General features: G+C 57.3%; 35 protein-coding genes. 2 read left to right on the top strand and 33 right to left on the bottom strand.

The genetic code is table 11. The features are described from left to right. Nucleotides 1–29 precede the first annotated feature (29 nt). Nucleotides 30–584 (top strand): cysteine hydrolase family protein, encoded by a 555-nt coding sequence (locus tag BLP99_RS18880; RefSeq protein ID WP_092181414.1) that lies wholly within the window; start codon nucleotides 30–32, stop codon nucleotides 582–584. Between the two features lie 79 nt (nucleotides 585–663). On the opposite strand, the gene BLP99_RS18885 is transcribed toward BLP99_RS18880, so the two are convergent. Continuing rightward, the gene (locus BLP99_RS18885) at nucleotides 664–1,176 is read right to left on the bottom strand and encodes a single-stranded DNA-binding protein (RefSeq protein WP_072395501.1); all 513 of its coding nucleotides are present in this window, start codon (nucleotides 1,174–1,176) and stop codon (nucleotides 664–666) included. Between the two features lie 9 nt (nucleotides 1,177–1,185). Then, the gene (locus BLP99_RS18890) at nucleotides 1,186–2,583 is read right to left on the bottom strand and encodes an MFS transporter (RefSeq protein ID WP_072431446.1); all 1,398 of its coding nucleotides are present in this window, start codon (nucleotides 2,581–2,583) and stop codon (nucleotides 1,186–1,188) included. A gap of 178 nt (nucleotides 2,584–2,761) precedes the next feature. Here BLP99_RS18890 and uvrA point away from each other — a divergent pair, with 178 nt between their 5' ends. Then, complete coding sequence (gene uvrA, locus BLP99_RS18895; RefSeq protein ID WP_072395497.1) at nucleotides 2,762–5,596, top strand: excinuclease ABC subunit UvrA; 2,835 nt, start codon at nucleotides 2,762–2,764, stop codon at nucleotides 5,594–5,596. A gap of 102 nt (nucleotides 5,597–5,698) precedes the next feature. On the opposite strand, the gene bfr is transcribed toward uvrA, so the two are convergent. From bfr to BLP99_RS19050, 31 genes are all read right to left on the bottom strand, one after another. Beyond that, nucleotides 5,699–6,163, bottom strand: a complete 465-nt coding sequence (bfr, locus tag BLP99_RS18900) for a bacterioferritin (protein WP_072395495.1) — start codon at nucleotides 6,161–6,163, stop codon at nucleotides 5,699–5,701. Between the two features lie 158 nt (nucleotides 6,164–6,321). After that, on the bottom strand, nucleotides 6,322–7,770 hold the full coding sequence (locus BLP99_RS18905) for a catalase (RefSeq protein ID WP_072395493.1): 1,449 nt from the start codon (nucleotides 7,768–7,770) through the stop codon (nucleotides 6,322–6,324). Between the two features lie 222 nt (nucleotides 7,771–7,992). Continuing rightward, nucleotides 7,993–8,379: a 50S ribosomal protein L17 gene (gene rplQ / locus BLP99_RS18910; RefSeq protein ID WP_024778333.1), complete on the bottom strand. Its 387-nt coding sequence runs from the start codon at nucleotides 8,377–8,379 to the stop codon at nucleotides 7,993–7,995. Between the two features lie 42 nt (nucleotides 8,380–8,421). Continuing rightward, nucleotides 8,422–9,423: a DNA-directed RNA polymerase subunit alpha gene (locus tag BLP99_RS18915; protein WP_003186012.1), complete on the bottom strand. Its 1,002-nt coding sequence runs from the start codon at nucleotides 9,421–9,423 to the stop codon at nucleotides 8,422–8,424. A 22-nt stretch (nucleotides 9,424–9,445) separates the two neighbouring features. Next, entirely contained in the window at nucleotides 9,446–10,066 is a 621-nt protein-coding gene (rpsD, locus tag BLP99_RS18920; RefSeq protein ID WP_003176404.1) for a 30S ribosomal protein S4, read from the bottom strand. Nucleotides 10,067–10,084: 18 nt separating this feature from the next. Beyond that, nucleotides 10,085–10,474 carry a 30S ribosomal protein S11 gene (gene rpsK / locus BLP99_RS18925; RefSeq protein WP_002555466.1) on the bottom strand — a complete coding sequence of 130 codons (390 nt, stop codon included), beginning with the start codon at nucleotides 10,472–10,474 and terminating at the stop codon, nucleotides 10,085–10,087. A gap of 30 nt (nucleotides 10,475–10,504) precedes the next feature. Then, complete coding sequence (rpsM, locus tag BLP99_RS18930) at nucleotides 10,505–10,861, bottom strand: 30S ribosomal protein S13 (RefSeq protein WP_072395491.1); 357 nt, start codon at nucleotides 10,859–10,861, stop codon at nucleotides 10,505–10,507. 130 nt (nucleotides 10,862–10,991) lie between these two features. After that, nucleotides 10,992–11,108 (bottom strand): 50S ribosomal protein L36, encoded by a 117-nt coding sequence (gene rpmJ, locus BLP99_RS18935; protein WP_002555468.1) that lies wholly within the window; start codon nucleotides 11,106–11,108, stop codon nucleotides 10,992–10,994. 30 nt (nucleotides 11,109–11,138) lie between these two features. After that, nucleotides 11,139–12,467, bottom strand: coding sequence for a preprotein translocase subunit SecY (secY, locus tag BLP99_RS18940; protein ID WP_072395489.1), 1,329 nt, complete (start codon nucleotides 12,465–12,467; stop codon nucleotides 11,139–11,141). Continuing rightward, entirely contained in the window at nucleotides 12,468–12,905 is a 438-nt protein-coding gene (gene rplO, locus BLP99_RS18945; protein WP_003186032.1) for a 50S ribosomal protein L15, read from the bottom strand. 3 nt (nucleotides 12,906–12,908) lie between these two features. Further along, the gene (gene rpmD, locus BLP99_RS18950) at nucleotides 12,909–13,085 is read right to left on the bottom strand and encodes a 50S ribosomal protein L30 (protein ID WP_003176408.1); all 177 of its coding nucleotides are present in this window, start codon (nucleotides 13,083–13,085) and stop codon (nucleotides 12,909–12,911) included. A gap of 2 nt (nucleotides 13,086–13,087) precedes the next feature. Next, nucleotides 13,088–13,588, bottom strand: a complete 501-nt coding sequence (rpsE, locus tag BLP99_RS18955) for a 30S ribosomal protein S5 (RefSeq protein WP_003186035.1) — start codon at nucleotides 13,586–13,588, stop codon at nucleotides 13,088–13,090. Nucleotides 13,589–13,591: 3 nt separating this feature from the next. After that, entirely contained in the window at nucleotides 13,592–13,942 is a 351-nt protein-coding gene (gene rplR / locus BLP99_RS18960) for a 50S ribosomal protein L18 (protein WP_003186037.1), read from the bottom strand. A gap of 10 nt (nucleotides 13,943–13,952) precedes the next feature. Continuing rightward, a complete protein-coding gene (gene rplF / locus BLP99_RS18965; protein WP_072395487.1) occupies nucleotides 13,953–14,486 on the bottom strand; it encodes a 50S ribosomal protein L6 in 534 nt (177 codons plus the stop codon). A 12-nt stretch (nucleotides 14,487–14,498) separates the two neighbouring features. Then, complete coding sequence (rpsH, locus tag BLP99_RS18970; protein ID WP_011063773.1) at nucleotides 14,499–14,891, bottom strand: 30S ribosomal protein S8; 393 nt, start codon at nucleotides 14,889–14,891, stop codon at nucleotides 14,499–14,501. Nucleotides 14,892–15,100: 209 nt separating this feature from the next. After that, a complete protein-coding gene (gene rpsN, locus BLP99_RS18975; RefSeq protein WP_072395485.1) occupies nucleotides 15,101–15,406 on the bottom strand; it encodes a 30S ribosomal protein S14 in 306 nt (101 codons plus the stop codon). A gap of 13 nt (nucleotides 15,407–15,419) precedes the next feature. Beyond that, nucleotides 15,420–15,959 (bottom strand): 50S ribosomal protein L5, encoded by a 540-nt coding sequence (gene rplE / locus BLP99_RS18980; protein ID WP_024778330.1) that lies wholly within the window; start codon nucleotides 15,957–15,959, stop codon nucleotides 15,420–15,422. Nucleotides 15,960–15,979: 20 nt separating this feature from the next. After that, entirely contained in the window at nucleotides 15,980–16,294 is a 315-nt protein-coding gene (gene rplX, locus BLP99_RS18985; RefSeq protein WP_003186046.1) for a 50S ribosomal protein L24, read from the bottom strand. A gap of 11 nt (nucleotides 16,295–16,305) precedes the next feature. After that, nucleotides 16,306–16,674 (bottom strand): 50S ribosomal protein L14, encoded by a 369-nt coding sequence (rplN, locus tag BLP99_RS18990; protein WP_024778329.1) that lies wholly within the window; start codon nucleotides 16,672–16,674, stop codon nucleotides 16,306–16,308. Nucleotides 16,675–16,697: 23 nt separating this feature from the next. After that, entirely contained in the window at nucleotides 16,698–16,964 is a 267-nt protein-coding gene (gene rpsQ / locus BLP99_RS18995; RefSeq protein WP_003194644.1) for a 30S ribosomal protein S17, read from the bottom strand. 2 nt (nucleotides 16,965–16,966) lie between these two features. Then, nucleotides 16,967–17,158, bottom strand: coding sequence for a 50S ribosomal protein L29 (gene rpmC, locus BLP99_RS19000; RefSeq protein ID WP_002555481.1), 192 nt, complete (start codon nucleotides 17,156–17,158; stop codon nucleotides 16,967–16,969). Further along, complete coding sequence (gene rplP / locus BLP99_RS19005) at nucleotides 17,158–17,571, bottom strand: 50S ribosomal protein L16 (RefSeq protein ID WP_003186052.1); 414 nt, start codon at nucleotides 17,569–17,571, stop codon at nucleotides 17,158–17,160. The genes rpmC and rplP overlap by 1 nt, the downstream gene beginning before the upstream one ends. A 12-nt stretch (nucleotides 17,572–17,583) precedes the next feature. Beyond that, a complete protein-coding gene (gene rpsC, locus BLP99_RS19010; RefSeq protein WP_024778328.1) occupies nucleotides 17,584–18,270 on the bottom strand; it encodes a 30S ribosomal protein S3 in 687 nt (228 codons plus the stop codon). A 13-nt stretch (nucleotides 18,271–18,283) separates the two neighbouring features. Beyond that, nucleotides 18,284–18,616 carry a 50S ribosomal protein L22 gene (gene rplV / locus BLP99_RS19015; RefSeq protein ID WP_003103908.1) on the bottom strand — a complete coding sequence of 111 codons (333 nt, stop codon included), beginning with the start codon at nucleotides 18,614–18,616 and terminating at the stop codon, nucleotides 18,284–18,286. A gap of 11 nt (nucleotides 18,617–18,627) precedes the next feature. Continuing rightward, nucleotides 18,628–18,903, bottom strand: a complete 276-nt coding sequence (gene rpsS, locus BLP99_RS19020; protein ID WP_002555486.1) for a 30S ribosomal protein S19 — start codon at nucleotides 18,901–18,903, stop codon at nucleotides 18,628–18,630. A 16-nt stretch (nucleotides 18,904–18,919) separates the two neighbouring features. Continuing rightward, nucleotides 18,920–19,744 carry a 50S ribosomal protein L2 gene (gene rplB, locus BLP99_RS19025; RefSeq protein WP_053151953.1) on the bottom strand — a complete coding sequence of 275 codons (825 nt, stop codon included), beginning with the start codon at nucleotides 19,742–19,744 and terminating at the stop codon, nucleotides 18,920–18,922. A gap of 14 nt (nucleotides 19,745–19,758) precedes the next feature. After that, a complete protein-coding gene (gene rplW / locus BLP99_RS19030; protein ID WP_002555488.1) occupies nucleotides 19,759–20,058 on the bottom strand; it encodes a 50S ribosomal protein L23 in 300 nt (99 codons plus the stop codon). Continuing rightward, entirely contained in the window at nucleotides 20,055–20,657 is a 603-nt protein-coding gene (gene rplD, locus BLP99_RS19035) for a 50S ribosomal protein L4 (RefSeq protein WP_003186057.1), read from the bottom strand. Before rplD ends, rplW begins: the two co-directional genes overlap by 4 nt. Before the next feature lie 12 nt (nucleotides 20,658–20,669). Continuing rightward, the gene (gene rplC / locus BLP99_RS19040; protein ID WP_053151955.1) at nucleotides 20,670–21,305 is read right to left on the bottom strand and encodes a 50S ribosomal protein L3; all 636 of its coding nucleotides are present in this window, start codon (nucleotides 21,303–21,305) and stop codon (nucleotides 20,670–20,672) included. An 80-nt stretch (nucleotides 21,306–21,385) separates the two neighbouring features. Then, a complete protein-coding gene (gene rpsJ, locus BLP99_RS19045) occupies nucleotides 21,386–21,697 on the bottom strand; it encodes a 30S ribosomal protein S10 (protein WP_003186070.1) in 312 nt (103 codons plus the stop codon). Between the two features lie 156 nt (nucleotides 21,698–21,853). After that, nucleotides 21,854–22,560: EF-Tu C-terminal domain-related protein (locus BLP99_RS19050; protein ID WP_256327880.1), on the bottom strand; the 707-nt coding region annotated here is incomplete at its 5' end.

A 22,560-nucleotide genomic window follows, 5' to 3' on the forward strand; every position in this document is an offset into this window, starting at 1 on the left:
TCACTTCCAACCTGATCGAGGAAAGCCCCATGTCCAAGCAAGCGCTCATCGTAGTCGATATCCAGAACGACTACTTCCCCCAGGGAAAATGGCCGCTGGTCCGCGCCGAAGCCGCCGCCGACAACGCCGCCCGGATCATTGAAGCCTTTCGCCAGGCCGGCAACCAAGTAGTGCATATTCGCCACGAATTCACCTCCGAAGATGCTCCGTTCTTCACGCCAGGCTCCGAAGGCGCGAAGCTGCATTCCAAGGTGCTCAACCGCGCCGATGAGCCGGTGGTGCTCAAGCATTATGTCAATTCGTTCCGTGAAACCGAGCTGCAGGCCCTCCTCGACCAGCACGGTATCGAACAATTGGTCATCGTCGGCAGCATGAGCCATATGTGCGTCGACGGTGTCACCCGTGCGGCGGCGGATCTGGGTTATGACGTCACGGTGATCCACGACGCTTGCGCCACCCTGGACCTGGAATTCAACGGCGTCGTCGTCCCCGCCGCCCAAGTGCATGCGGCCTTCATGGCGGCGCTGGAGTTTGCGTACGCGAGCGTGGTGAGTACGGAGGAATTTCTAGGTGGCAGAGCCTGAGCACCAAGGGCCAGGCGTAAAAAAACCGCGTTTCGAAAACGAAGCGCGGTTTTTTGTGCGATGCGGTATTCAGCGACTCTTAGAACGGAATATCGTCATCGAAGCTGTCGAAATCCGGCGCCGGCTGCGGTGCGGTCTGTTGCGGGGCCGGACGCTCGCGCTGTGGCTGAGGCGCCGCCTGCGGACGTGGAGCCTGCTGACGAGGCGCGGACTGCTGGTAGTTGTTGCCACCTTGTTGATCGCCCTGCGGACGGCCGCCCAGCAGTTGCATGGTGCCCTGCATGTCGACGATGATTTCAGTGGTGTAGCGCTTGATGCCGTCTTTTTCCCACTCGCGGGTCTGCAGCTTGCCTTCGATGTACACCTGCGAACCCTTGCGCAGGTATTCGCCGGCGATCTCCGCCACCTTGCCGAACATCGACACGCGGTGCCATTCGGTCTTTTCGACCTTCTGGCCGGTCTGCTTGTCGGTCCACTGTTCGCTGGTCGCCAGACTCAGGTTGGTCACGGCGTTGCCGTTAGGCAGGTAGCGAACCTCGGGATCCTGGCCGCAAGTACCGACCAATATGACTTTGTTAACCCCACGGGCCATAACGTTCTCCTAGGCTTCGCACGCGGTCGGTGCCGGGTTGTTCACCAGGCGCTCGAGCGTCGCACGATCCAATAATTCGGTGTCCAGTTTGATATAAACGGCCGCTTCGTCGGCGACCACCACTGCATCGGTTACTCCAACGACGGCCCTGAGGCGCTCGGCCAGGCCTGCTTCGCGGATGGCTTCGGGCGACAACGGCAAGCGCAGGCTCGTCACATACGGAGGTTCGCGCATGGTAACAGCAAAGACCAGCCAAAGTGCAGCCAGCGCCGCGCATCCCAGGAATACAACCGACAAACCGCCATGCTGGAACAACCAGCCGCCCAGGATCCCGCCCAACGCCGAACCCAGGAACTGGCTGGTGGAATAGACCCCCATCGCCGTGCCCTTGCCGCCCGCCGGTGAAACCTTGCTGATCAGCGACGGCAGGGAGGCCTCCAGCAGATTGAACGCGGTGAAAAATACCACCGTGCCGATCACCAGGGCCCGCAGGCTGTCGCCGAACTGCCAGAAGAATAGCTCAGTGAGCATCAGCGTCACGACGGCGCCGAGCAAAACTCGTTTCATTTTGCGTCGCTTCTCGCCATAGATGATGAAGGGAATCATGGCGAAGAAAGAAATCAGCAGCGCGGTGAGGTAAACCCACCAGTGTTGCTCCTTGGGCAGGCCGGCCTTCTCGACCAGCGCCAGCGGCAAGGCCACGAAGCTGGACATCAGCATGGCATGCAGCACGAAGATGCCCAGGTCCAGGCGCAACAGGTCCGGGTGCTTGAGCGTGGGTATCAGCGCCTGGCGGGCCACGCCGGACTCGCGATGCTGCAGCGGCCCGGTGGATTGCGGTACCACGAAGGCCACGATCAGGATGCCCAGCAGGGCCATGGCACCGGTCGCCAGGAACAGCCCCGACAGGCCGAAAGCCCGGGTCAGCAAGGGACCGACCACCATGGCGACGGCGAACGACAGGCCGATCGTCATGCCGATCATGGCCATGGCCTTGGTCCGGTGCTGCTCGCGGGTCAGGTCTGACAGCAGTGCCATGACGGCGGCGGAAATCGCCCCGGCACCTTGCAGGATCCGCCCGGCGATCACGCCCCAGATCGAATCGGCGCTGGCCGCCAGGACGCTGCCCAGGGCAAAGACGATCAACCCCAGGTAAATGACCGGACGCCGGCCGATACGGTCGGAAATGACACCAAAGGGAATCTGGAAAATCGCCTGGGTCAGGCCATACGCGCCAATCGCCAGCCCGATGAGGGCCGGCGTCGCGCCCGCCAGGTCCATGCCATAGGTCGCCAGCACCGGCAACACCATGAACATGCCCAGCATACGGAAGGCGAACACCAGGGCCAGACCGCTTGCCGCTCGGGTCTCGCCGCTACTCATGCGTTCGCTGTGGGGATCGTGCATGGAAAAACCTCATCTGAACCGGCGGCGATTCTACCAGTCCCATCGATTGAGGGGGTATATCGCGACGGTTTGACGCGCAGTCTTCATGTATGGCCGCCGTCGCGATTCAATAGTGTGCATCCATCCAGTATTTGCCCTTATACTCCTACGTTTTCGACGCCCGCCGAGCGAGGCCATTTTGGACAAGATCCTGATTCGTGGGGCCCGTACCCACAACCTGAAGAATATCGACCTGACCCTGCCACGGGACAAGCTGATCGTCATCACCGGCCTGTCCGGATCCGGCAAATCATCCCTGGCTTTCGACACCCTGTACGCCGAAGGCCAGCGACGCTATGTCGAATCGCTGTCGGCCTACGCCCGGCAATTCCTGTCGATGATGGAAAAACCCGACGTCGACACCATCGAAGGCCTGTCGCCGGCGATTTCCATCGAACAGAAATCGACTTCCCATAACCCCCGATCGACGGTCGGCACCATCACCGAGATCTACGACTACCTGCGCCTGCTCTACGCGCGAGTCGGGATCCCCCGCTGCCCCGATCACGACATCCCCCTGGAAGCCCAGACCGTCAGCCAGATGGTCGACCTGGTACTGGCCCAGCCCGAAGGCAGCAAGCTGATGCTGCTGGCACCGGTCGTCCGCGAGCGCAAGGGCGAGCACCTGCTGGTCTTCGAAGAGCTGCGAGCCCAGGGCTTCGTGCGGGCCCGGGTGAACGGCAAGTTGTGCGAACTGGACGAACTGCCGAAGCTGGATAAACAGAAGAAGCATTCGATCGATGTGGTGGTGGACCGCTTCAAGGTCCGACCCGACCTGCAACAACGCCTGGCCGAGTCCTTCGAGACCGCCTTGAAGCTGGCCGACGGCATTGCCCTGGTCGCGCCGATGGACGACGAACCCGGTGAGGAAATCATTTTTTCCGCACGCTTCGCCTGCCCGGTCTGCGGCCATGCCATCAGCGAGCTGGAACCCAAGCTGTTCTCCTTCAACAACCCGGCGGGCGCCTGCCCGACGTGCGATGGCCTGGGGGTCAAGCAGTTCTTCGACACCAAGCGCCTGGTCAATGGCGAACTGACCCTGGCCGAAGGCGCGATTCGCGGCTGGGACAGGCGCAACGTCTATTACTTCCAGATGCTCGGGTCCCTGGCGGCCCACTACAAGTTCAGCCTGGACAAGCCGTTCAACGAACTGCCCGCCGACCGGCAGCAGTACATCCTGCACGGCAGCGGCTCGCAGAACGTCGACTTCAAGTACTTGAACGACCGCGGCGACATCGTCAAGCGCTCCCACCCGTTCGAAGGCATCGTGCCGAACCTCGAGCGGCGCTACCGTGAGACCGAATCGGCGAGCGTGCGCGAAGAGCTGGCCAAGTTTCTCAGCACCCAGCCCTGCCCCGACTGTCGTGGCACCCGTTTGCGGCGGGAGGCCCGGCATGTCTGGGTGGGCGAGAAGACCTTGCCGGCGGTGACCAACCTACCGATCGGCGATGCCACCGACTATTTCGGCGGCCTCAAGCTCACCGGGCGCCGCGGCGAAATCGCGGACAAGATTCTCAAGGAGATTCGTGAACGCTTGCAGTTCCTGGTGAATGTCGGCCTGGACTACCTGACCCTCGATCGCAGCGCGGACACCTTGTCCGGCGGCGAAGCCCAGCGCATCCGCCTGGCCAGCCAGATCGGCGCGGGCCTGGTGGGGGTGATGTACATCCTCGACGAACCTTCCATCGGCCTGCACCAACGGGACAACGATCGGCTGCTGGGGACCCTGAAGCATTTGCGGGACATCGGCAACACGGTGATCGTGGTGGAGCACGATGAAGACGCGATCCGCCTGGCGGACTACGTGGTGGATATCGGCCCCGGTGCGGGGGTACATGGCGGGCATATCGTGGCGCAGGGCACTGCCGCCGAGGTCATGGCCCATCCTGACTCCCTGACCGGCAAATACCTGTCCGGCCGTGTGAAGATAAAGGTCCCGGCCAAACGTACGCCGCGCAACAAGAAGCTGTCCCTGACCCTCAAGGGAGCCCGTGGCAACAACCTGCGCAACGTTGACCTGGAGATCCCGATCGGTCTGCTCACCTGTGTCACCGGCGTATCCGGCTCCGGCAAATCCACCCTGATCAACAACACCCTGTTCCCTCTCAGCGCCACGGCCCTGAACGGCGCAACCACCCTGGAAGCGGCGGCTCACGACAGCATCAAGGGCCTGGAGCACCTGGACAAGGTGGTCGACATCGACCAGAGCCCGATCGGCCGTACGCCGCGTTCGAACCCGGCGACCTACACCGGCTTGTTCACGCCGATTCGTGAGCTGTTCGCCGGCGTGCCCGAATCCCGTTCCCGGGGCTACGGCCCGGGCCGGTTCTCGTTCAACGTCAAGGGCGGGCGCTGCGAAGCGTGCCAGGGCGATGGCCTGATCAAGGTGGAGATGCACTTCCTTCCGGACATCTATGTGCCGTGCGACGTGTGCAAGAGCAAGCGCTACAACCGCGAAACCCTGGAGATCAAATACAAGGGCAAGAACATCCACGAAACCCTCGAGATGACCATCGAAGAGGCGCGGGAGTTCTTCGACGCGGTGCCGGCCCTGGCACGCAAGCTCCAGACGCTGATGGACGTGGGCCTGTCCTACATCAAGCTTGGGCAGTCGGCGACAACCTTGTCCGGGGGGGAGGCCCAACGGGTCAAGCTGTCCCGGGAACTGTCAAAGCGCGACACCGGCAAGACCCTGTACATCCTCGACGAACCGACCACGGGCTTGCACTTCGCCGATATCCAGCAATTGCTCGACGTGCTGCATCGTCTTCGCGACCACGGCAACACCGTGGTGGTGATCGAGCACAATCTGGACGTGATCAAGACCGCCGACTGGCTGGTGGACCTTGGGCCGGAAGGTGGCTCCAAGGGTGGCCAGATCATCGCGGTGGGGACGCCCGAGCAAGTGGCGCAGATGAAGCAATCCCATACCGGTCACTACCTCAAGCCTCTGCTGGAGCGCGACCGGGATTGAGACACCGGTCATGAAAAAGCCCCTGCCATCTCATCGATGCCAGGGGCTTTTTCATAACGGCATGCCCACCAGAACAACGGTCTCACCGACCTCAAGCCAGAATCAGCACTGCGACTGCAGGTAGTTTTCCAACCCGATCAACTTGATCAGCCCCAACTGCTTCTCAAGCCAGTAGGTGTGGTCTTCCTCGGTATCGTTGAGCTGGACGCGCAGGATCTCGCGGGTCACGTAGTCGTTGTGTTGCTCGCACAGTTCGATGCCTTTGCACAACGCCGCGCGGACCTTGTATTCCAGACGCAAGTCAGCGGCCAGCATTTCGGGCACGGTGGTTCCGATATCCAGGTCGTCTGCGCGCATGCGTGGAGTGCCTTCAAGCATCAGGATCCGGCGCATGAGTGCATCGGCGTGCTGAGTCTCTTCTTCCATCTCATGGTTGATACGTTCGTAGAGCTCGGTAAAACCCCAATCCTCGTACATCCGCGAATGGATGAAATATTGATCACGTGCCGCCAGCTCACCGGTCAGCAGCGTGTTGAGGTAATCGATTACGTCTGGGTGACCTTGCATCGCCCTACATCTCCACAAGCTTTGAAAGGCTCTAGTTTGAACCATGCTGACTGCAAGGTCACTCGCTCATCGCAATAAAAGCGAAGAAAATCCGAGAAAATAGGGTTAAATAACGCAAAAACCGCCCAAATGAGGGCGGTTCTGCTTCTCGTTTAGACTTAGTTAAGCTGTACGCCCAACGCCTTTGCGATGCCTTCGCCGTAAGCGGCGTCTGCCTTGAAGAAGTGCTGCAATTGACGGTCGACGACGTCTGCCGAGACACCCGCCATCGCACCGGCGATATTACTGATCAACAGCGCTTTCTGCTCGTCGTTCATCAAGCGGAACAGCGCCCCCGCATGGCTGTAGTAGTCAGTATCCTCGCGATGATCGTAGCGATCGGCCGCCCCGCTCAAGGCCAGAGCCGGCTCCGCATAACGTGGTGCCTGCTTCGGCGCCTCCACATAGCTGTTCGGCTCGTAGTTGGGCGCTGCTCCACCGTTGCTGCCGAACGCCATGGCACCGTCGCGCTGATAGGTGTTGACCGGGCTGCGCGGAGCATTCACCGGCAACTGCTGATGATTGGTGCCGACACGGTAGCGGTGCGCATCCGCGTAGGCGAATACGCGGCCTTGCAACATGCGGTCCGGCGAAAGCCCCACACCTGGCACCATGTTGCTGGGCCCGAACGCTGCTTGCTCCACTTCAGCGAAGTAGTTCAGAGGGTTGCGGTTGAGCTCCAGTTCGCCGACTTCAATCAGCGGAAACTCTTTCTGCGACCAGGTCTTGGTCACATCGAACGGATTTTCGTAATGCGCAGCAGCCTGGGCTTCGGTCATGATCTGGATGCAGACGCTCCATTTCGGGAAATCACCGCGCTCAATGGCGTTGAACAGGTCACGCTGGGCGTAATCCGGATCAGTACCCGCCAGGCGAGCGGCCTCGGCCGGCGACAGGTTCTTGATGCCTTGCTTGGTCTTGTAGTGCCATTTGACCCAGTGACGCTCACCCTGTGCATTGATCAAGCTGTAGGTGTGGCTACCAAAGCCGTGCATGTGGCGATAGCCGTCAGGAATGCCGCGGTCAGAGAACAGAATGGTGACCTGGTGCAGGGCCTCAGGCGAATGCGACCAGAAATCCCACATCATCTGGGCGCTTTTCAGGTTACTTTGCGGCAGACGTTTCTGGGTGTGGATAAAGTCCGGGAACTTCAGCGGATCGCGAATGAAGAATACCGGCGTGTTGTTACCCACAATGTCCCAGTTACCTTCCTCGGTGTAGAACTTCAGGGCGAAACCACGGGGATCGCGCTCAGTATCGGCAGAGCCTCGCTCGCCTCCGACAGTGGAAAACCGCAGGAAAGTAGGCGTCTGCTTGCCGACAGACTCGAACAATTTAGCACAGGTGTATTGGGTGATATCCCGTGTCACGGTGAATGTGCCGTAGGCGCCCGAGCCTTTGGCGTGCACGCGGCGCTCGGGGATATTCTCGCGGTTGAAGTGAGCGAGCTTCTCGATAAGGTGGAAGTCGTCGAGCAGCAACGGGCCACGGGGGCCCGCAGAGCGAGAATTCTGGTTATCGGCGACAGGAGCGCCGCTTGCTGTCGTAAGCGTTTTGGTCTGGCTCATGCTCAATCTTCCTCGGTCGGTCTCTGAACTGCCGGCTAATCGGCTGGAAAGGAGTATTGACCATGTTAGTTACAGTATCCAAATTCATTAAATCATGGACATCGATAGTCATTATCTAATGCTGCCGTGTTGCCAATAGCGAGACCAGCCGAAACGGCCGTTTACCTTTTCACAGGCACAAAAAAACCGGGCACAAGGCCCGGTTTTTTCTTTATTGCCGTCTTACTCAGCGGATACAGCTTCACCGCCGGTAGCACGATCAACCAACTCGACGTACGCCATAGGCGCGTTGTCGCCAGCGCGGAAACCGCACTTGAGGATGCGCAGGTAGCCACCCTCACGGGTAGCGTAACGCTTGCCCAGGTCGTTGAAGAGCTTACCAACGATAGCTTTCGAACGAGTACGGTCGAAAGCCAGGCGGCGGTTAGCCAGGCTGTCTGTCTTGGCCAGAGTGATCAGCGGCTCGGCAACGCGGCGCAGTTCTTTGGCTTTCGGCAGTGTAGTTTTGATCAGCTCGTGCTCGAACAGCGACACCGCCATGTTCTGGAACATGGCCTTGCGGTGCGAGCTGGTGCGGCTCAGGTGACGACCACTTTTACGATGACGCATGGTTCATTCCTTACCAAACACAACGTTCGGTGATTACGACGATCAGGCAGTCGCCTTGTCGTCCTTCTTAAGACTTGCAGGCGGCCAGTTGTCGAGGCGCATGCCGAGGGACAGACCGCGGGAGGCCAGAACGTCCTTGATTTCAGTCAAGGATTTCTTGCCAAGGTTCGGAGTCTTCAACAGCTCTACTTCGGTACGCTGAATCAGGTCGCCGATGTAGTAGATGTTTTCCGCCTTAAGGCAGTTAGCCGAACGTACAGTCAGTTCCAGATCGTCAACCGGGCGAAGCAGGATCGGATCGATCTCGTCTTCCTGCTCGACAACCACTGGCTCACTGTCACCCTTGAGGTCGACGAACGCAGCCAACTGCTGTTGCAGGATGGTTGCAGCACGACGGATAGCCTCTTCAGGATCCAGGGTACCGTTGGTTTCCAGATCAATAACCAGCTTGTCCAGGTTAGTACGCTGCTCGACACGGGCGTTTTCCACCACGTATGCGATACGGCGAACCGGGCTGAACGAAGAGTCAAGCTGCAAGCGACCGATGCTGCGGCTTTCGTCTTCATCGCTCTGACGCGAGTCTGCCGGCTCATAACCACGACCACGAGCTACGGTGAGCTTCATGTTCAGGGCGCCGTTAGACGCCAGGTTAGCGATTACGTGATCGGGGTTAACGATCTCGACATCATGATCCAGCTGAATATCGGCAGCGGTAACCACCCCCGAACCCTTCTTCGACAAGGTCAGCGTAACTTCGTCACGACCGTGCAGCTTGATAGCCAGGCCTTTAAGGTTCAACAGGATTTCAATGACATCTTCCTGTACGCCTTCGATCGCGCTGTACTCATGGAGTACACCGTCAATCTCGGCCTCGACTACTGCACAGCCGGGCATTGAGGACAACAGGATGCGGCGCAGCGCGTTGCCCAGGGTGTGGCCGAAACCACGCTCGAGAGGCTCGAGTGTGATCTTGGCGCGGGTTGGACTGACAACCTGCACATCGATATGGCGGGGTGTCAGGAACTCATTTACCGAAATCTGCATGGATGCACCTATTTTCTAGCCCTTACTTGGAGTAGAGCTCGACAATCAGGCTTTCGTTGATGTCGGCGGACAGATCACTGCGAGCTGGAACGTTCTTGAAAACGCCCGACTTCTTCTCAGTGTCTACTTCTACCCATTCTACGCGGCCACGTTGGGCACACAGATCGAGAGCTTGGACAATGCGAAGTTGATTCTTTGCTTTCTCGCGAACAGCAACCACGTCACCAGCACGAACCTGGTAGGACGGAACGTTTACGGTCTGACCGTTAACGCTGATCGACTTGTGCGATACCAGCTGACGGGATTCGGCACGAGTAGAACCGAAGCCCATACGGTATACAACGTTGTCCAGACGGCATTCGAGCAGTTGCAACAGGTTTTCGCCGGTTGCGCCTTTCTTGCCAGCTGCTTCTTTGTAGTAGCCGCTGAACTGACGCTCGAGAACGCCGTAGATACGACGAACCTTCTGCTTCTCACGCAGTTGGGTGCCGTAATCGGACTGGCGACCGCGGCGCTGGCCGTGGATACCAGGTGCTGCTTCGATGTTGCACTTCGATTCGATCGCGCGCACGCCGCTCTTCAGGAAGAGATCGGTGCCTTCGCGACGAGCGAGTTTGCATTTTGGACCAATGTAACGAGCCATTCTTTACAATCTCCTGGATTACACGCGGCGCTTCTTCGGCGGACGGCACCCGTTGTGCGGGATTGGCGTCACGTCGGTGATGCTGGCGATCTTGTAGCCACAGCCGTTCAATGCACGAACTGCGGATTCACGACCTGGACCTGGACCCTTGACGTTGACGTCGAGGTTTTTCAGGCCGTATTCCAGCGCAGCTTGACCAGCACGTTCAGCAGCAACTTGAGCGGCGAACGGGGTGGACTTGCGGGAACCGCGGAAACCCGAACCACCGGAGGTAGCCCAGGAAAGAGCGTTACCTTGACGGTCGGTAATGGTCACGATGGTGTTGTTAAAAGATGCATGGATGTGGGCGATGCCATCAACCACTGTCTTTTTAACTTTTTTACGAGGACGAGCAGCAGGTTTTGCCATGATTAAATTCCTGTCGATTCGCTGGGGCGATTACTTGCGGATCGGCTTACGCGGGCCTTTACGGGTACGCGCGTTGGTCTTGGTACGCTGACCGCGTACTGGAAGACCACGACGATGACGCAGACCGCGATAGCAACCGAGGTCCATCAAGCGCTTGATTTTCATGTTGGTTTCACGGCGCAGGTCACCTTCAGTGGTGAACTTCGCCACTTCGCCACGCAGCTGTTCAATCTGCTCGTCGCTCAGATCTTTGATCTTTGCCGCTGGGTTGACCCCAGCCACTGCACAAATTTTCTGTGCAGTAGTGCGACCAACACCATAGATGTAGGTCAGCGAGATAACAGTATGCTTGTTATCTGGAATGTTGACGCCTGCAATACGGGCCATTCAGTGGGACTCCAATTGACAGCTACCTACGCCCCGGAAGCCAAGAAATAGGGCGCGAGATAATATCGCTGTAATAACAAATAATCAACCCGGCAGCGCACTAGCTGCCGGGCTTAAAGCACAATCACACTCAGCCTTGGCGCTGTTTGTGACGCGGTTCCGCGCTGCAAATTACCCGAACAACACCTTCGCGGCGAATAATCTTGCAGTTACGGCACAGCTTTTTCACCGATGCACGAACTTTCATCACCAACTCCTCGAACCTTATGGACGCTACTCAGCGCAACATGCCGCTGCCGTAGCCCTTCAGGTTGGCTTTCTTCATCAGGGATTCGTACTGGTGCGAAACGAGGTGCGATTGTACTTGGGACATGAAGTCCATCACAACCACGACCACGATCAGCAACGAGGTCCCGCCAAGGTAGAACGGTACGTTTGCCGCAACCACCAGGAACTGGGGCAACAGGCAGACGGCCGTCATGTAAAGAGCACCGAACATGGTCAAGCGAGTCAGAACGCCATCAATGTAGCGCGCAGACTGCTCACCCGGACGGATACCCGGAATAAAGGCACCGGACTTCTTCAGGTTTTCCGCTACGTCTTTCGGATTGAACATCAACGCCGTATAGAAGAAGCAGAAGAAAATAATCCCTGCACTAAACAGCAGAATATTCAACGGCTGACCAGGAGCGATCGACTGCGAGAGATCCTGCAACCAGCCCATACCTTCAGACTGGCCGAACCAGGCGCCCAACGAAGCCGGGAACAGCAAGATGCTGCTCGCGAAAATAGCCGGAATAACACCGGCCATGTTCACCTTCAACGGCAAGTGGCTCGTCTGCGCAGCAAATACCTTGCGGCCCTGCTGACGCTTGGCGTAGTGAACAGCAATACGACGCTGACCACGCTCGATGAATACCACGAAACCGATAATCGCTACTGCCAGCAAACCGATGGCAACCAGAGCGAAAATGTTGATATCACCCTGACGCGCAGACTCGAAAGACTGCCCGATCGCTCTCGGAAGACCGGCGACGATACCTGCGAAGATCAACATCGAGATACCGTTGCCAACACCACGCTCAGTAATCTGCTCACCCAGCCACATCATGAACATCGCGCCCGCCACGAAAGTGGTTACCGCGACGAAATGGAAGCTGAAGTCAGCAGTGAACGAAACGCCTTGCCCCGCCAGGCCGATGGACATGCCAATGGCCTGGACAAGAGCGAGAACGACAGTGCCGTAGCGGGTGTACTGGCTGATCTTGCGACGGCCAGCTTCACCTTCCTTCTTCAACTGTTCCAGCTGCGGGCTGACAGCGGTCATCAGCTGCATGATGATCGATGCCGAGATGTACGGCATGATCCCCAGTGCAAAGATGCTCATCCGCTCCAGCGCGCCGCCGGAAAACATGTTGAACAAGCTAAGAATGGTCCCCTCATTCTGTCGAAACAGGTCTGCGAGTCGGTCCGGGTTGATACCTGGAACCGGGATGTGTGCGCCTATTCGGTAGACGATAATCGCCAGGAACAGAAAACGCAGACGAGCCCAGAGTTCAGACATACCGCCTTTGCCGAGCGCAGAGAGAGCACCTTGCTTAGCCATTTATTCCTCGAACTTGCCGCCAGCTGCTTCGATAGCCGCACGCGCACCTTTGGTGGCGCCGATTCCCTTTCCGATGGTGACAGCGCGAGCAACTTCGCCCGACAGCATGATTTTCACACGCTGTACGTTCTGGTTGATCACGTTGGCATCCTTCAGGGACTGCACGGTGACGATGTCGCCGTCCACTTTAGCCAGCTCGGACAGACGCACTTCTGCGCGGTCCATGGCCTTCAGGGAAACGAAACCGAACTTCGGCAGGCGACGATGCAGCGGCTGTTGACCGCCTTCAAAGCCTGGAGCAATGGTGCCACCGGAGCGGGAGGTCTGACCTTTGTGACCACGGCCACCAGTCTTGCCCAAACCACTACCGATACCACGGCCCGGACGATGCTTTTCGCGACGGGAACCCGGCGCTGGACTCAGATCATTGAGTTTCATCGATTAACCCTCGACACGCAGCATGTAGTAAGCCTTGTTGATCATCCCGCGGTTCTCGGGAGTATCCTGGACTTCTACAGTGTGACCGATGCGACGCAGACCCAGACCCTTAACGCACAGTTTGTGGTTAGGGATGCGGCCGGTCATGCTTTTGATCAGCGTAACTTTTACGGTAGCCATGATCAGAAGATCTCCTTGACGCTTTTGCCACGCTTGGCGGCAATGGATTCAGGAGACTGCATAGCCTTCAAGCCCTTGAAAGTGGCGTGAACCACGTTTACAGGGTTAGTCGAGCCATAGCACTTGGCCAGAACGTTCTGAACGCCAGCAACCTCGAGGACAGCACGCATGGCGCCGCCGGCGATGATACCGGTACCTTCAGAAGCAGGCTGCATGTACACCTTCGAAGCGCCGTGGGCAGACTTCATTGCGTACTGCAGAGTGGTGCCGTTCAGATCAACCTGGATCATGTTGCGGCGAGCAGCTTCCATTGCCTTCTGGATCGCAGCAGGCACTTCACGCGACTTGCCACGGCCGAAGCCAACACGGCCCTTGCCATCACCTACCACGGTCAACGCGGTGAAAGTGAAGATACGGCCGCCTTTTACGGTTTTGGCTACGCGGTTAACTTGAACCAGCTTCTCGATGTAGCCTTCGTCGCGCTTTTGGTCGTTATTGGACATAACTTAGAACTCCAGCCCAGCTTCACGAGCAGCATCAGCCAGCGCCTTGACGCGGCCGTGGTACTTGAAGCCAGAGCGGTCGAAAGCCACCTGCGAGACGCCAGCGGCTTTAGCACGCGTAGCGACCAGCTGGCCAACCTTAGTGGCCGCGTCGATGTTGCCGGTAGCACCATCACGCAGTTCTTTATCCAAAGTCGAGGCACTTGCCAGGACTTTGTTGCCGTCGGCCGAAATGACCTGGGCGTAGATGTGCTGCGAAGAGCGGAACACGCAGAGACGCACGACTTCGAGTTCGTGCATTTTCAGGCGTGCTTTGCGAGCGCGACGCAGTCGAGTAACTTTTTTGTCGGTCATTTGCTATGCCCTACTTCTTCTTGGCTTCTTTACGACGGACGACTTCGTCCGCGTAGCGCACACCTTTGCCTTTGTACGGCTCTGGTGGACGGAAGTCGCGGATCTCGGCGGCCACTTGACCTACCAGCTGCTTGTCGATGCCCTTGATCAGGATATCGGTCTGGCTAGGAGTCTCAGCGGTGATGCCTTCCGGCAGTTCGTAATCCACTGGGTGCGAGAAGCCAAGAGCCAGGTTCAGAACCGAGCCTTTTGCTTGCGCTTTGTAACCAACACCGACCAGCTGGAGCTTGCGCTCGAAGCCTTGGCTTACGCCTTGGACCATGTTGTTTACCAACGCACGAGTGGTACCAGCCATTGCGCGAGTCTGTTGGTCACCATTGCGAGCAGCAAAACGCAGCTCACCGGCTTCCTGAACGATCTCAACGGACGAATGGATGTTCAGTTCAAGAGTGCCCTTGGCACCCTTCACCGAAAGCTGTTGGCCTGCGAATTTGACTTCGACACCGGCTGGCAGCTTAACGGGGTTCTTAGCGACGCGAGACATGCTTATCCCCCCTTAGAACACAGTGCAAAGAACTTCGCCGCCGACACCGGCAGCGCGCGCAGCACGATCAGTCATCACACCCTTGTTGGTGGAGACGATAGACACGCCCAGACCGCCGCGAACTTTCGGCAACTCCTCGACGGACTTGTACTGACGCAGGCCTGGACGGCTAACGCGCTTCACTTCCTCGATGACCGGACGGCCTTCGAAGTATTTCAGCTCGATGGACAGCAGAGGCTTGATTTCGCTGCTGATCTGATAACCCGCGATGTAACCTTCGTCCTTCAGGACTTTTGCTACAGCCACCTTCAACGTGGAAGACGGCATGCTTACGACGGACTTTTCAGCCATCTGGGCATTACGGATTCGAGTTAGCATGTCCGCTAACGGGTCCTGCATACTCATGGGCTAGACGCTCCTAATGCAAAAAAATTAGCCTTACGGCTACTACGTGTCGCCGAGAAACTCCGGGCATGAAAAACACGGGCTCAGGCGAGCCGGTCATTCTAGACACACCCCAGAAATGAATCAAGCCCCAAAAGGGGCTTGATTCGGCTTCAAGGCCACCGGTGGTCAGGATCCTGAGACCCTGACCACCGAGACTTTGACAGTGCTTACCAGCTGGCTTTGACCAGACCTGGAACGTCACCACGCATTGCAGCTTGACGCAGCATGTTACGGCCCAGGCCGAACTTGCGGTACACGCCATGCGGACGACCAGTCAGGCGGCAGCGGTTACGCATGCGCGAGGCGCTTGCGTCACGTGGCTGCTTCTGCAGTGCTACGGTAGCTTCCCAGCGTGCTTCTGGACTTGCGTTCAGATCAACGATGATAGCTTTAAGCGCTGCACGCTTGGCGGCGTACTTGGCAACGGTGAGCTGACGCTTCAGCTCACGGTTCTTCATGCTCTTCTTGGCCATTTTCCTACTCCAATCAGTTGCGGAACGGGAATTTGAAAGCACGCAGCAGAGCGCGACCTTCGTCATCCGATTTGGCAGTGGTGGTCAGGGTAATGTCCAGACCGCGCAGAGCATCGATCTTGTCGTAATCGATTTCCGGGAAAATGATCTGCTCTTTCACGCCCATGCTGTAGTTGCCACGACCGTCGAAGGACTTGGCATTCAGGCCGCGGAAGTCGCGAACCCGAGGCAGGGAGATCGACAGCAGACGATCCAGGAACTCATACATACGATCGCGACGCAGGGTCACTTTGACACCGATCGGCCAACCTTCACGGACTTTGAAGCCAGCGATGGATTTGCGAGCGTGAGTCACAACGACTTTCTGGCCGGTGATCTTCTCCAGGTCAGCTACCGCGTGCTCGATGACTTTTTTGTCGCCGATCGCTTCGCCCAGACCCATGTTCAGGGTGATCTTGGTAATGCGCGGAACTTCCATCACGTTCGCCAGCTTAAGTTCTTCCTTAAGCTTCGGTGCGATTTCCTTCCGGTAAATCTCTTTCAGTCGTGCCATGGTCTTCTACCTAGCAGTGTTCAAGCATCAACCGCTTTTTGGGTCGACTTGAAGACACGAATTTTTTTGCCGTCTTCTACTTTGAAACCAACGCGGTCAGCCTTGTTGGTTTCGCCGTTGAAAATGGCGACGTTGGAAGCGTGCAGTGGCGCTTCTTTCTCGACGATACCGCCCTGTACGCCCGACATCGGGTTAGGCTTGGTATGACGCTTGACCAGGTTCAGACCACCAACAACCAGACGGTTGTCAGCGAGAACCTTAAGCACCTTACCGCGCTTGCCCTTGTCTTTGCCGGCGATCACGATGATCTCGTCGTCACGACGAATCTTTTGCATGTCGGATCTCCTTACAGCACTTCTGGGGCGAGCGAGACGATCTTCATGAACTTCTCAGTACGAAGTTCACGGGTCACTGGCCCAAAGATACGGGTGCCGATTGGCTCTTGCTTGTTGTTCAACAGAACAGCAGCGTTGCCATCAAAGCGGATGATGGAGCCGTCTGCACGACGAACACCATGGCGAGTGCGGACTACAACAGCAGTCATCACTTGGCCTTTCTTCACCTTACCGCGAGGAATTGCTTCCTTGACGGTAACCTTGATGATGTCGCCAATTGCAGCGTAACGACGATGGGAGCCACCCAGCACCTTGATGCACATAACGCGGCGAGCGCCGCTGTTATCGGCCACATCAAGCATGGATTGAGTCTGAATCATATAATTTCTCCGACCCCTAGCCCTTAGACTTCCACAGCGCGTTCGAGAACATCAACCAGCGCCCAAGATTTGGTCTTGGCCATCGGACGGGTTTCACGAATAGTGACCTTGTCGCCGATGTGGCACTGATTGGTTTCGTCGTGCGCGTGCAGCTTAGTCGAACGCTTAACGTATTTACCGTAGATCGGGTGCTTTACGCGACGCTCGATCAGAACGGTGATGGTTTTGTCCATCTTGTCGCTGACAACACGGCCAGTCAGCGTACGGACAGTTTTTTCGGCTTCTGCCATGATTACTTACCTGCCTGCTGGTTGAGCACAGTTTTCACGCGAGCGATGTCACGCTTAACTTGCGAGAGCAGATGAGACTGCCCCAACTGGCCAGTTGCCTTCTGCATACGCAGATTGAACTGGTCGCGCAGCAGGCCGAGCAGTTGCTCGTTCAGCTGCTGTGCGGATTTTTCACGAAGTTCATTCGCTTTCATCACATCACCGTCCGTTTAACAAAGGAGGTGGCGAGCGGCAGCTTTGCAGCAGCCAGGGCGAAAGCCTCACGCGCCAGCTCTTCAGAAACACCCTCGATTTCATACAGGACTTTGCCTGGCTGAATCTGGGCAACCCAGTATTCCACGTTACCCTTACCTTTACCCATCCGCACTTCGAGAGGCTTCTTGGTGACAGGCTTGTCCGGGAACACACGGATCCAGATCTTGCCGCCACGTTTTACGTGACGGGTCAGAGCACGACGTGCCGACTCGATCTGACGAGCGGTGAGACGACCACGAGCAACAGACTTCAGCGCGAACTCGCCGAAGCTGACTTTGCTACCGCGCAATGCCAGGCCACGGTTGTGACCGGTCATCTGCTTGCGGAACTTCGTACGCTTTGGTTGCAACATTTGGCGTACCCCTTACTTAGCAGCTTTTTTACGAGGCGCTGGTGCTTGTGGCTTCAGCTCTTCTTGGCGACCACCAATTACTTCGCCTTTGAAGATCCAAACCTTTACACCGATCACACCGTAGGTGGTGTGAGCTTCGTAGTTGGCATAGTCGATGTCGGCACGCAGGGTGTGCAGTGGCACACGACCTTCGCGATACCATTCAGTACGTGCGATTTCAGCACCGCCGAGACGACCGCTCACTTGGATTTTGATGCCTTTGGCACCAATGCGAATGGCGTTCTGTACAGCGCGCTTCATAGCGCGACGGAACATTACGCGACGCTCCAGCTGCTGAGCTACGCTCTGCGCAACCAGCATACCGTCGAGCTCCGGCTTGCGGATCTCTTCGATATTGATGTGCACAGGCACACCCATTTGCTTGGTCAGGTCCTGACGCAGTTTCTCAACATCTTCACCTTTCTTCCCGATAACGATACCTGGGCGAGCGGTGTGGATGGTGATACGTGCTGTCTGAGCCGGACGATGGATATCGATACGGCTTACGGACGCGCTTTTTAGTTTGTCTTGGAGATACTCACGCACCTTCAGATCAGCGAACAAGTAGTCCGCATAAGTCCGACCGTCTGCGTACCAGACGGAGGTGTGCTCCTTGACGATTCCCAGGCGAATGCCAATGGGATGTACTTTCTGACCCATCTCTTCGACTCCGTTACTTGTCAGCAACCTTGACAGTGATATGGCAAGACCGCTTGACGATGCGATCAGCACGGCCTTTGGCACGTGGCATGATGCGCTTCAGCGAACGCCCTTCGTTAACGAAAACGGTGCTGACCTTCAGATCATCAACGTCTGCGCCTTCGTTATGCTCGGCGTTGGCTACGGCCGACTCCAGCACTTTTTTCATGATCTCGGCGGCTTTCTTACTGCTGAAAGCCAACAGGTTGAGCGCTTCGCCCACCTTCTTCCCGCGGATCTGGTCGGCGACCAAGCGGGCTTTCTGGGCGGAGATTCGAGCGCCCGACAACTTAGCGGCTACTTCCATTTCCTTACCCCTTAACGCTTGGCTTTCTTGTCAGCCACGTGCCCACGGTATGTGCGGGTACCGGCGAACTCGCCCAGTTTGTGGCCGACCATGTCTTCGTTCACGAGAACTGGGACGTGCTGGCGACCGTTGTGTACAGCGATGGTCAGACCGACCATCTGTGGCAGGATCATCGAACGACGCGACCAGGTCTTAACTGGTTTGCGATCGTTCTTTTCCGCCGCCACTTCGATCTTCTTCAGTAGGTGAAGATCAATAAAAGGACCTTTTTTCAGAGAACGTGGCACTGTCGTATCCCTCTATTTACTTGCGACGACGGACGATCATTTTGTCGGTACGCTTATTACCACGAGTCTTCGCGCCCTTAGTCGGGAAGCCCCATGGCGATACCGGATGACGACCACCAGAGGTACGACCTTCACCACCACCATGTGGGTGGTCAACCGGGTTCATGGCAACACCACGAACGGTTGGGCGAACGCCACGCCAGCGCTTGGCACCAGCTTTACCCAACGAACGCAGGCTGTGCTCGGAGTTCGAGACTTCACCCAGGGTCGCACGGCACTCAGCCAGTACTTTACGCATCTCACCGGAGCGCAGACGCAGGGTAACGTACACACCTTCACGAGCGATCAGCTGAGCCGAGGCGCCAGCGGAACGAGCGATCTGCGCGCCTTTACCTGGCTTCAGTTCGATGCCGTGCACGGTGCTACCCACTGGGATGTTACGCAGTTGCAGAGCGTTGCCCGGCTTGATCGGTGCGAGAGCACCAGAGATCAGCTGGTCGCCAGCGCTCACGCCTTTAGGGGCGATGATGTAGCGACGCTCGCCATCTGCGTACAGCAGCAGGGCGATGTGAGCAGTACGGTTTGGATCGTATTCGATACGCTCGACGGTGGCAGCGATGCCATCCTTGTCGTTGCGACGGAAGTCGACCAGACGATAATGCTGCTTATGACCACCACCAACGTGACGAGTGGTAATACGGCCATTGTTGTTACGACCACCAGACTTCGATTTTTTCTCGAGCAGCGGTGCGTGAGGAGCGCCTTTATGCAGCTCCTGGTTGACCACCTTGACCACAAAACGGCGGCCAGGGGAAGTCGGTTTGCATTTAACGATTGCCATGATGCACCCCTTCCTTACTCAGCACTGCTGCTGAAATCGAGATCTTGGCCTGGCTGAAGGGAGATAACTGCCTTCTTCCAGTCATTGCGCTTGCCCAGACCGCGAGCAGTGCGCTTGCTCTTACCCAGAACATTCAGGGTAGTCACGCGCTCTACTTTCACGCTGAACAGGCTTTCGACGGCCTTCTTGATTTCCAGCTTGGTTGCGTCGGTAGCAACCTTGAAAACGAACTGGCCTTTCTTGTCTGCCAGAACCGTAGCCTTCTCGGAAACGTGCGGGCCAAGCAGAACTTTAAATACGCGTTCCTGGTTCATCCCAGCAGCTCCTCGAATTTCTTCACGGCCGACACGGTGATCAACACCTTGTCGTATGCGATCAGACTGACCGGATCGGAACCCTGCACGTCACGAACATCGACGTGTGGCAGGTTGCGAGCAGCCAGGTACAGGTTCTGATCAACAGCATCGGACACGATCAGGACATCAGTCAGACCCATGCCATTGAGCTTGTTCAGCAGATCTTTGGTTTTCGGCGCTTCGACAGCGAAGTCCTGAACCACGACCAGACGATCAGTACGCACCAGCTCAGCAAGGATGGAACGCATCGCTGCGCGATACATCTTCTTGTTCAGCTTTTGGGAGTGATCCTGAGGACGAGCTGCAAAAGTGGTACCGCCGCCACGCCAGATTGGGCTACGGATAGTACCGGCACGAGCACGGCCAGTACCTTTCTGACGCCATGGGCGCTTGCCGCCACCGGAAACGTCGGAACGGGTCTTTTGCTGCTTGCTACCCTGACGGCCGCCAGCCATGTAGGCCACGACTGCTTGGTGAACCAGCGTCTCGTTGAATTCGCCGCCAAATGTCAGTTCGGAAACTTCGATCGCTTGAGCGTCATTTACATTTAATTGCATGTCAGCTTCCCCTTAACCGCGAGCCTTGGCTGCTGGACGTACAACCACGTTGCCGCCAGTAGCGCCAGGAACAGCGCCCTTGACCAACAACAGATTGCGTTCAGCGTCCACGCGCACTACTTCCAGGGACTGCACGGTCACGCGCTCAGCGCCCATATGACCGGACATTTTCTTGCCCTTGAATACACGACCAGGAGTCTGGCACTGGCCGATAGAGCCTGGGACGCGGTGGGATACGGAGTTACCGTGGGTGTTATCTTGCCCGCGGAAGTTCCAACGCTTGATCGTACCCTGGAAGCCTTTACCCTTGGACTGACCGGTTACATCAACCAGTTGGCCAGCGGCGAAGATTTCGGCCTTGATCAGATCGCCGGCCTGGTACTCGCCTTCTTCAAGGCGGAATTCCATTACGGTACGACCAGCGGCAACGTTCGCCTTGGCGAAGTGGCCAGCCTGAGCTGCTGTTACACGCGAAGCACGACGCTCGCCGACAGTGACTTGCACTGCACGATAGCCATCGGTCTCTTCAGTTTTGAACTGGGTGACGCGATTCGGCTCGATCTCAATGACCGTGACCGGAATGGAGACACCTTCTTCGGTGAAAATACGGGTCATACCGCATTTACGACCGACTACACCAATAGTCATGTTGTAAACCTCATGAGTGTACGGGGCTTTCACCCGCTATGGCCGCCCATTTCAGAGCGTTACACGACCAAGACCGAGTCTTAGCCGAGGCTGATCTGCACTTCCACACCGGCCGCAAGATCGAGCTTCATAAGTGCATCAACGGTTTTATCCGTTGGCTGGACGATGTCCAGAACGCGCTTATGAGTACGGATCTCGTACTGGTCACGCGCGTCTTTGTTGACGTGCGGGGAGACCAGAACGGTGAACCGCTCTTTACGGGTAGGCAGTGGAATTGGACCACGCACTTGAGCACCAGTACGTTTCGCGGTTTCCACGATTTCCTGGGTGGATTGGTCGATCAGGCGATGGTCAAAAGCCTTCAACCTGATACGGATTTGCTGATTTTGCATTGGATTTCAGACTCCGGCTGCTATTCCCACCGGGCGCAATACGCCCGTTAAAAGGAGGCGCAATTCTATAGACGCCCCTGGTAGGTGTCAACTCAATAAAAAAGCCCCCGCTAGGCGGGGGCTTCTTCACTCATCAAGCTGACTCTGATAAGAGTCTTATTCGATGACTTTGGCTACGACGCCAGCGCCGACGGTACGACCGCCTTCACGGATAGCGAAACGCAGACCATCTTCCATCGCGATCGGCTTGATCAGGGTGACAGTCATCTGGATGTTGTCACCTGGCATTACCATTTCAACGCCTTCTGGCAGCTCGCAGTTACCAGTCACGTCAGTTGTACGGAAGTAGAACTGTGGACGGTAGCCTTTGAAGAACGGAGTGTGACGACCGCCTTCTTCCTTGCTCAGAACGTAAACTTCTGCGGTGAACTTGGTGTGAGCCTTGACGGTGCCTGGCTTGACCAGAACCTGACCACGCTCTACGTCGTCACGCTTGGTACCACGCAGCAGCACGCCGCAGTTCTCGCCAGCACGACCTTCGTCCAGCAGCTTGCGGAACATTTCAACGCCGGTGCAGGTAGTTTTCTGAGTGTCGCGCAGGCCAACGATCTCAACTTCTTCCTGGATACGGACGATGCCACGCTCAACACGACCAGTCACAACGGTACCACGACCGGAGATCGAGAATACGTCTTCGATCGGCATCAGGAACGGCTTGTCGATAGCACGCTCTGGCTCTGGGATGTAGCTGTCCAGAGTTTCCACCAGCTTCTTGACAGCAGTGGTGCCCATTTCGTTGTCGTCTTGGCCATTCAGGGCCATCAGCGCGGAACCAACGATGATCGGGGTGTCATCACCTGGGA

This window comes from Pseudomonas sp. NFACC32-1, assembly GCF_900101215.1.
Taxonomy (GTDB): Bacteria; Pseudomonadota; Gammaproteobacteria; order Pseudomonadales; family Pseudomonadaceae; genus Aquipseudomonas.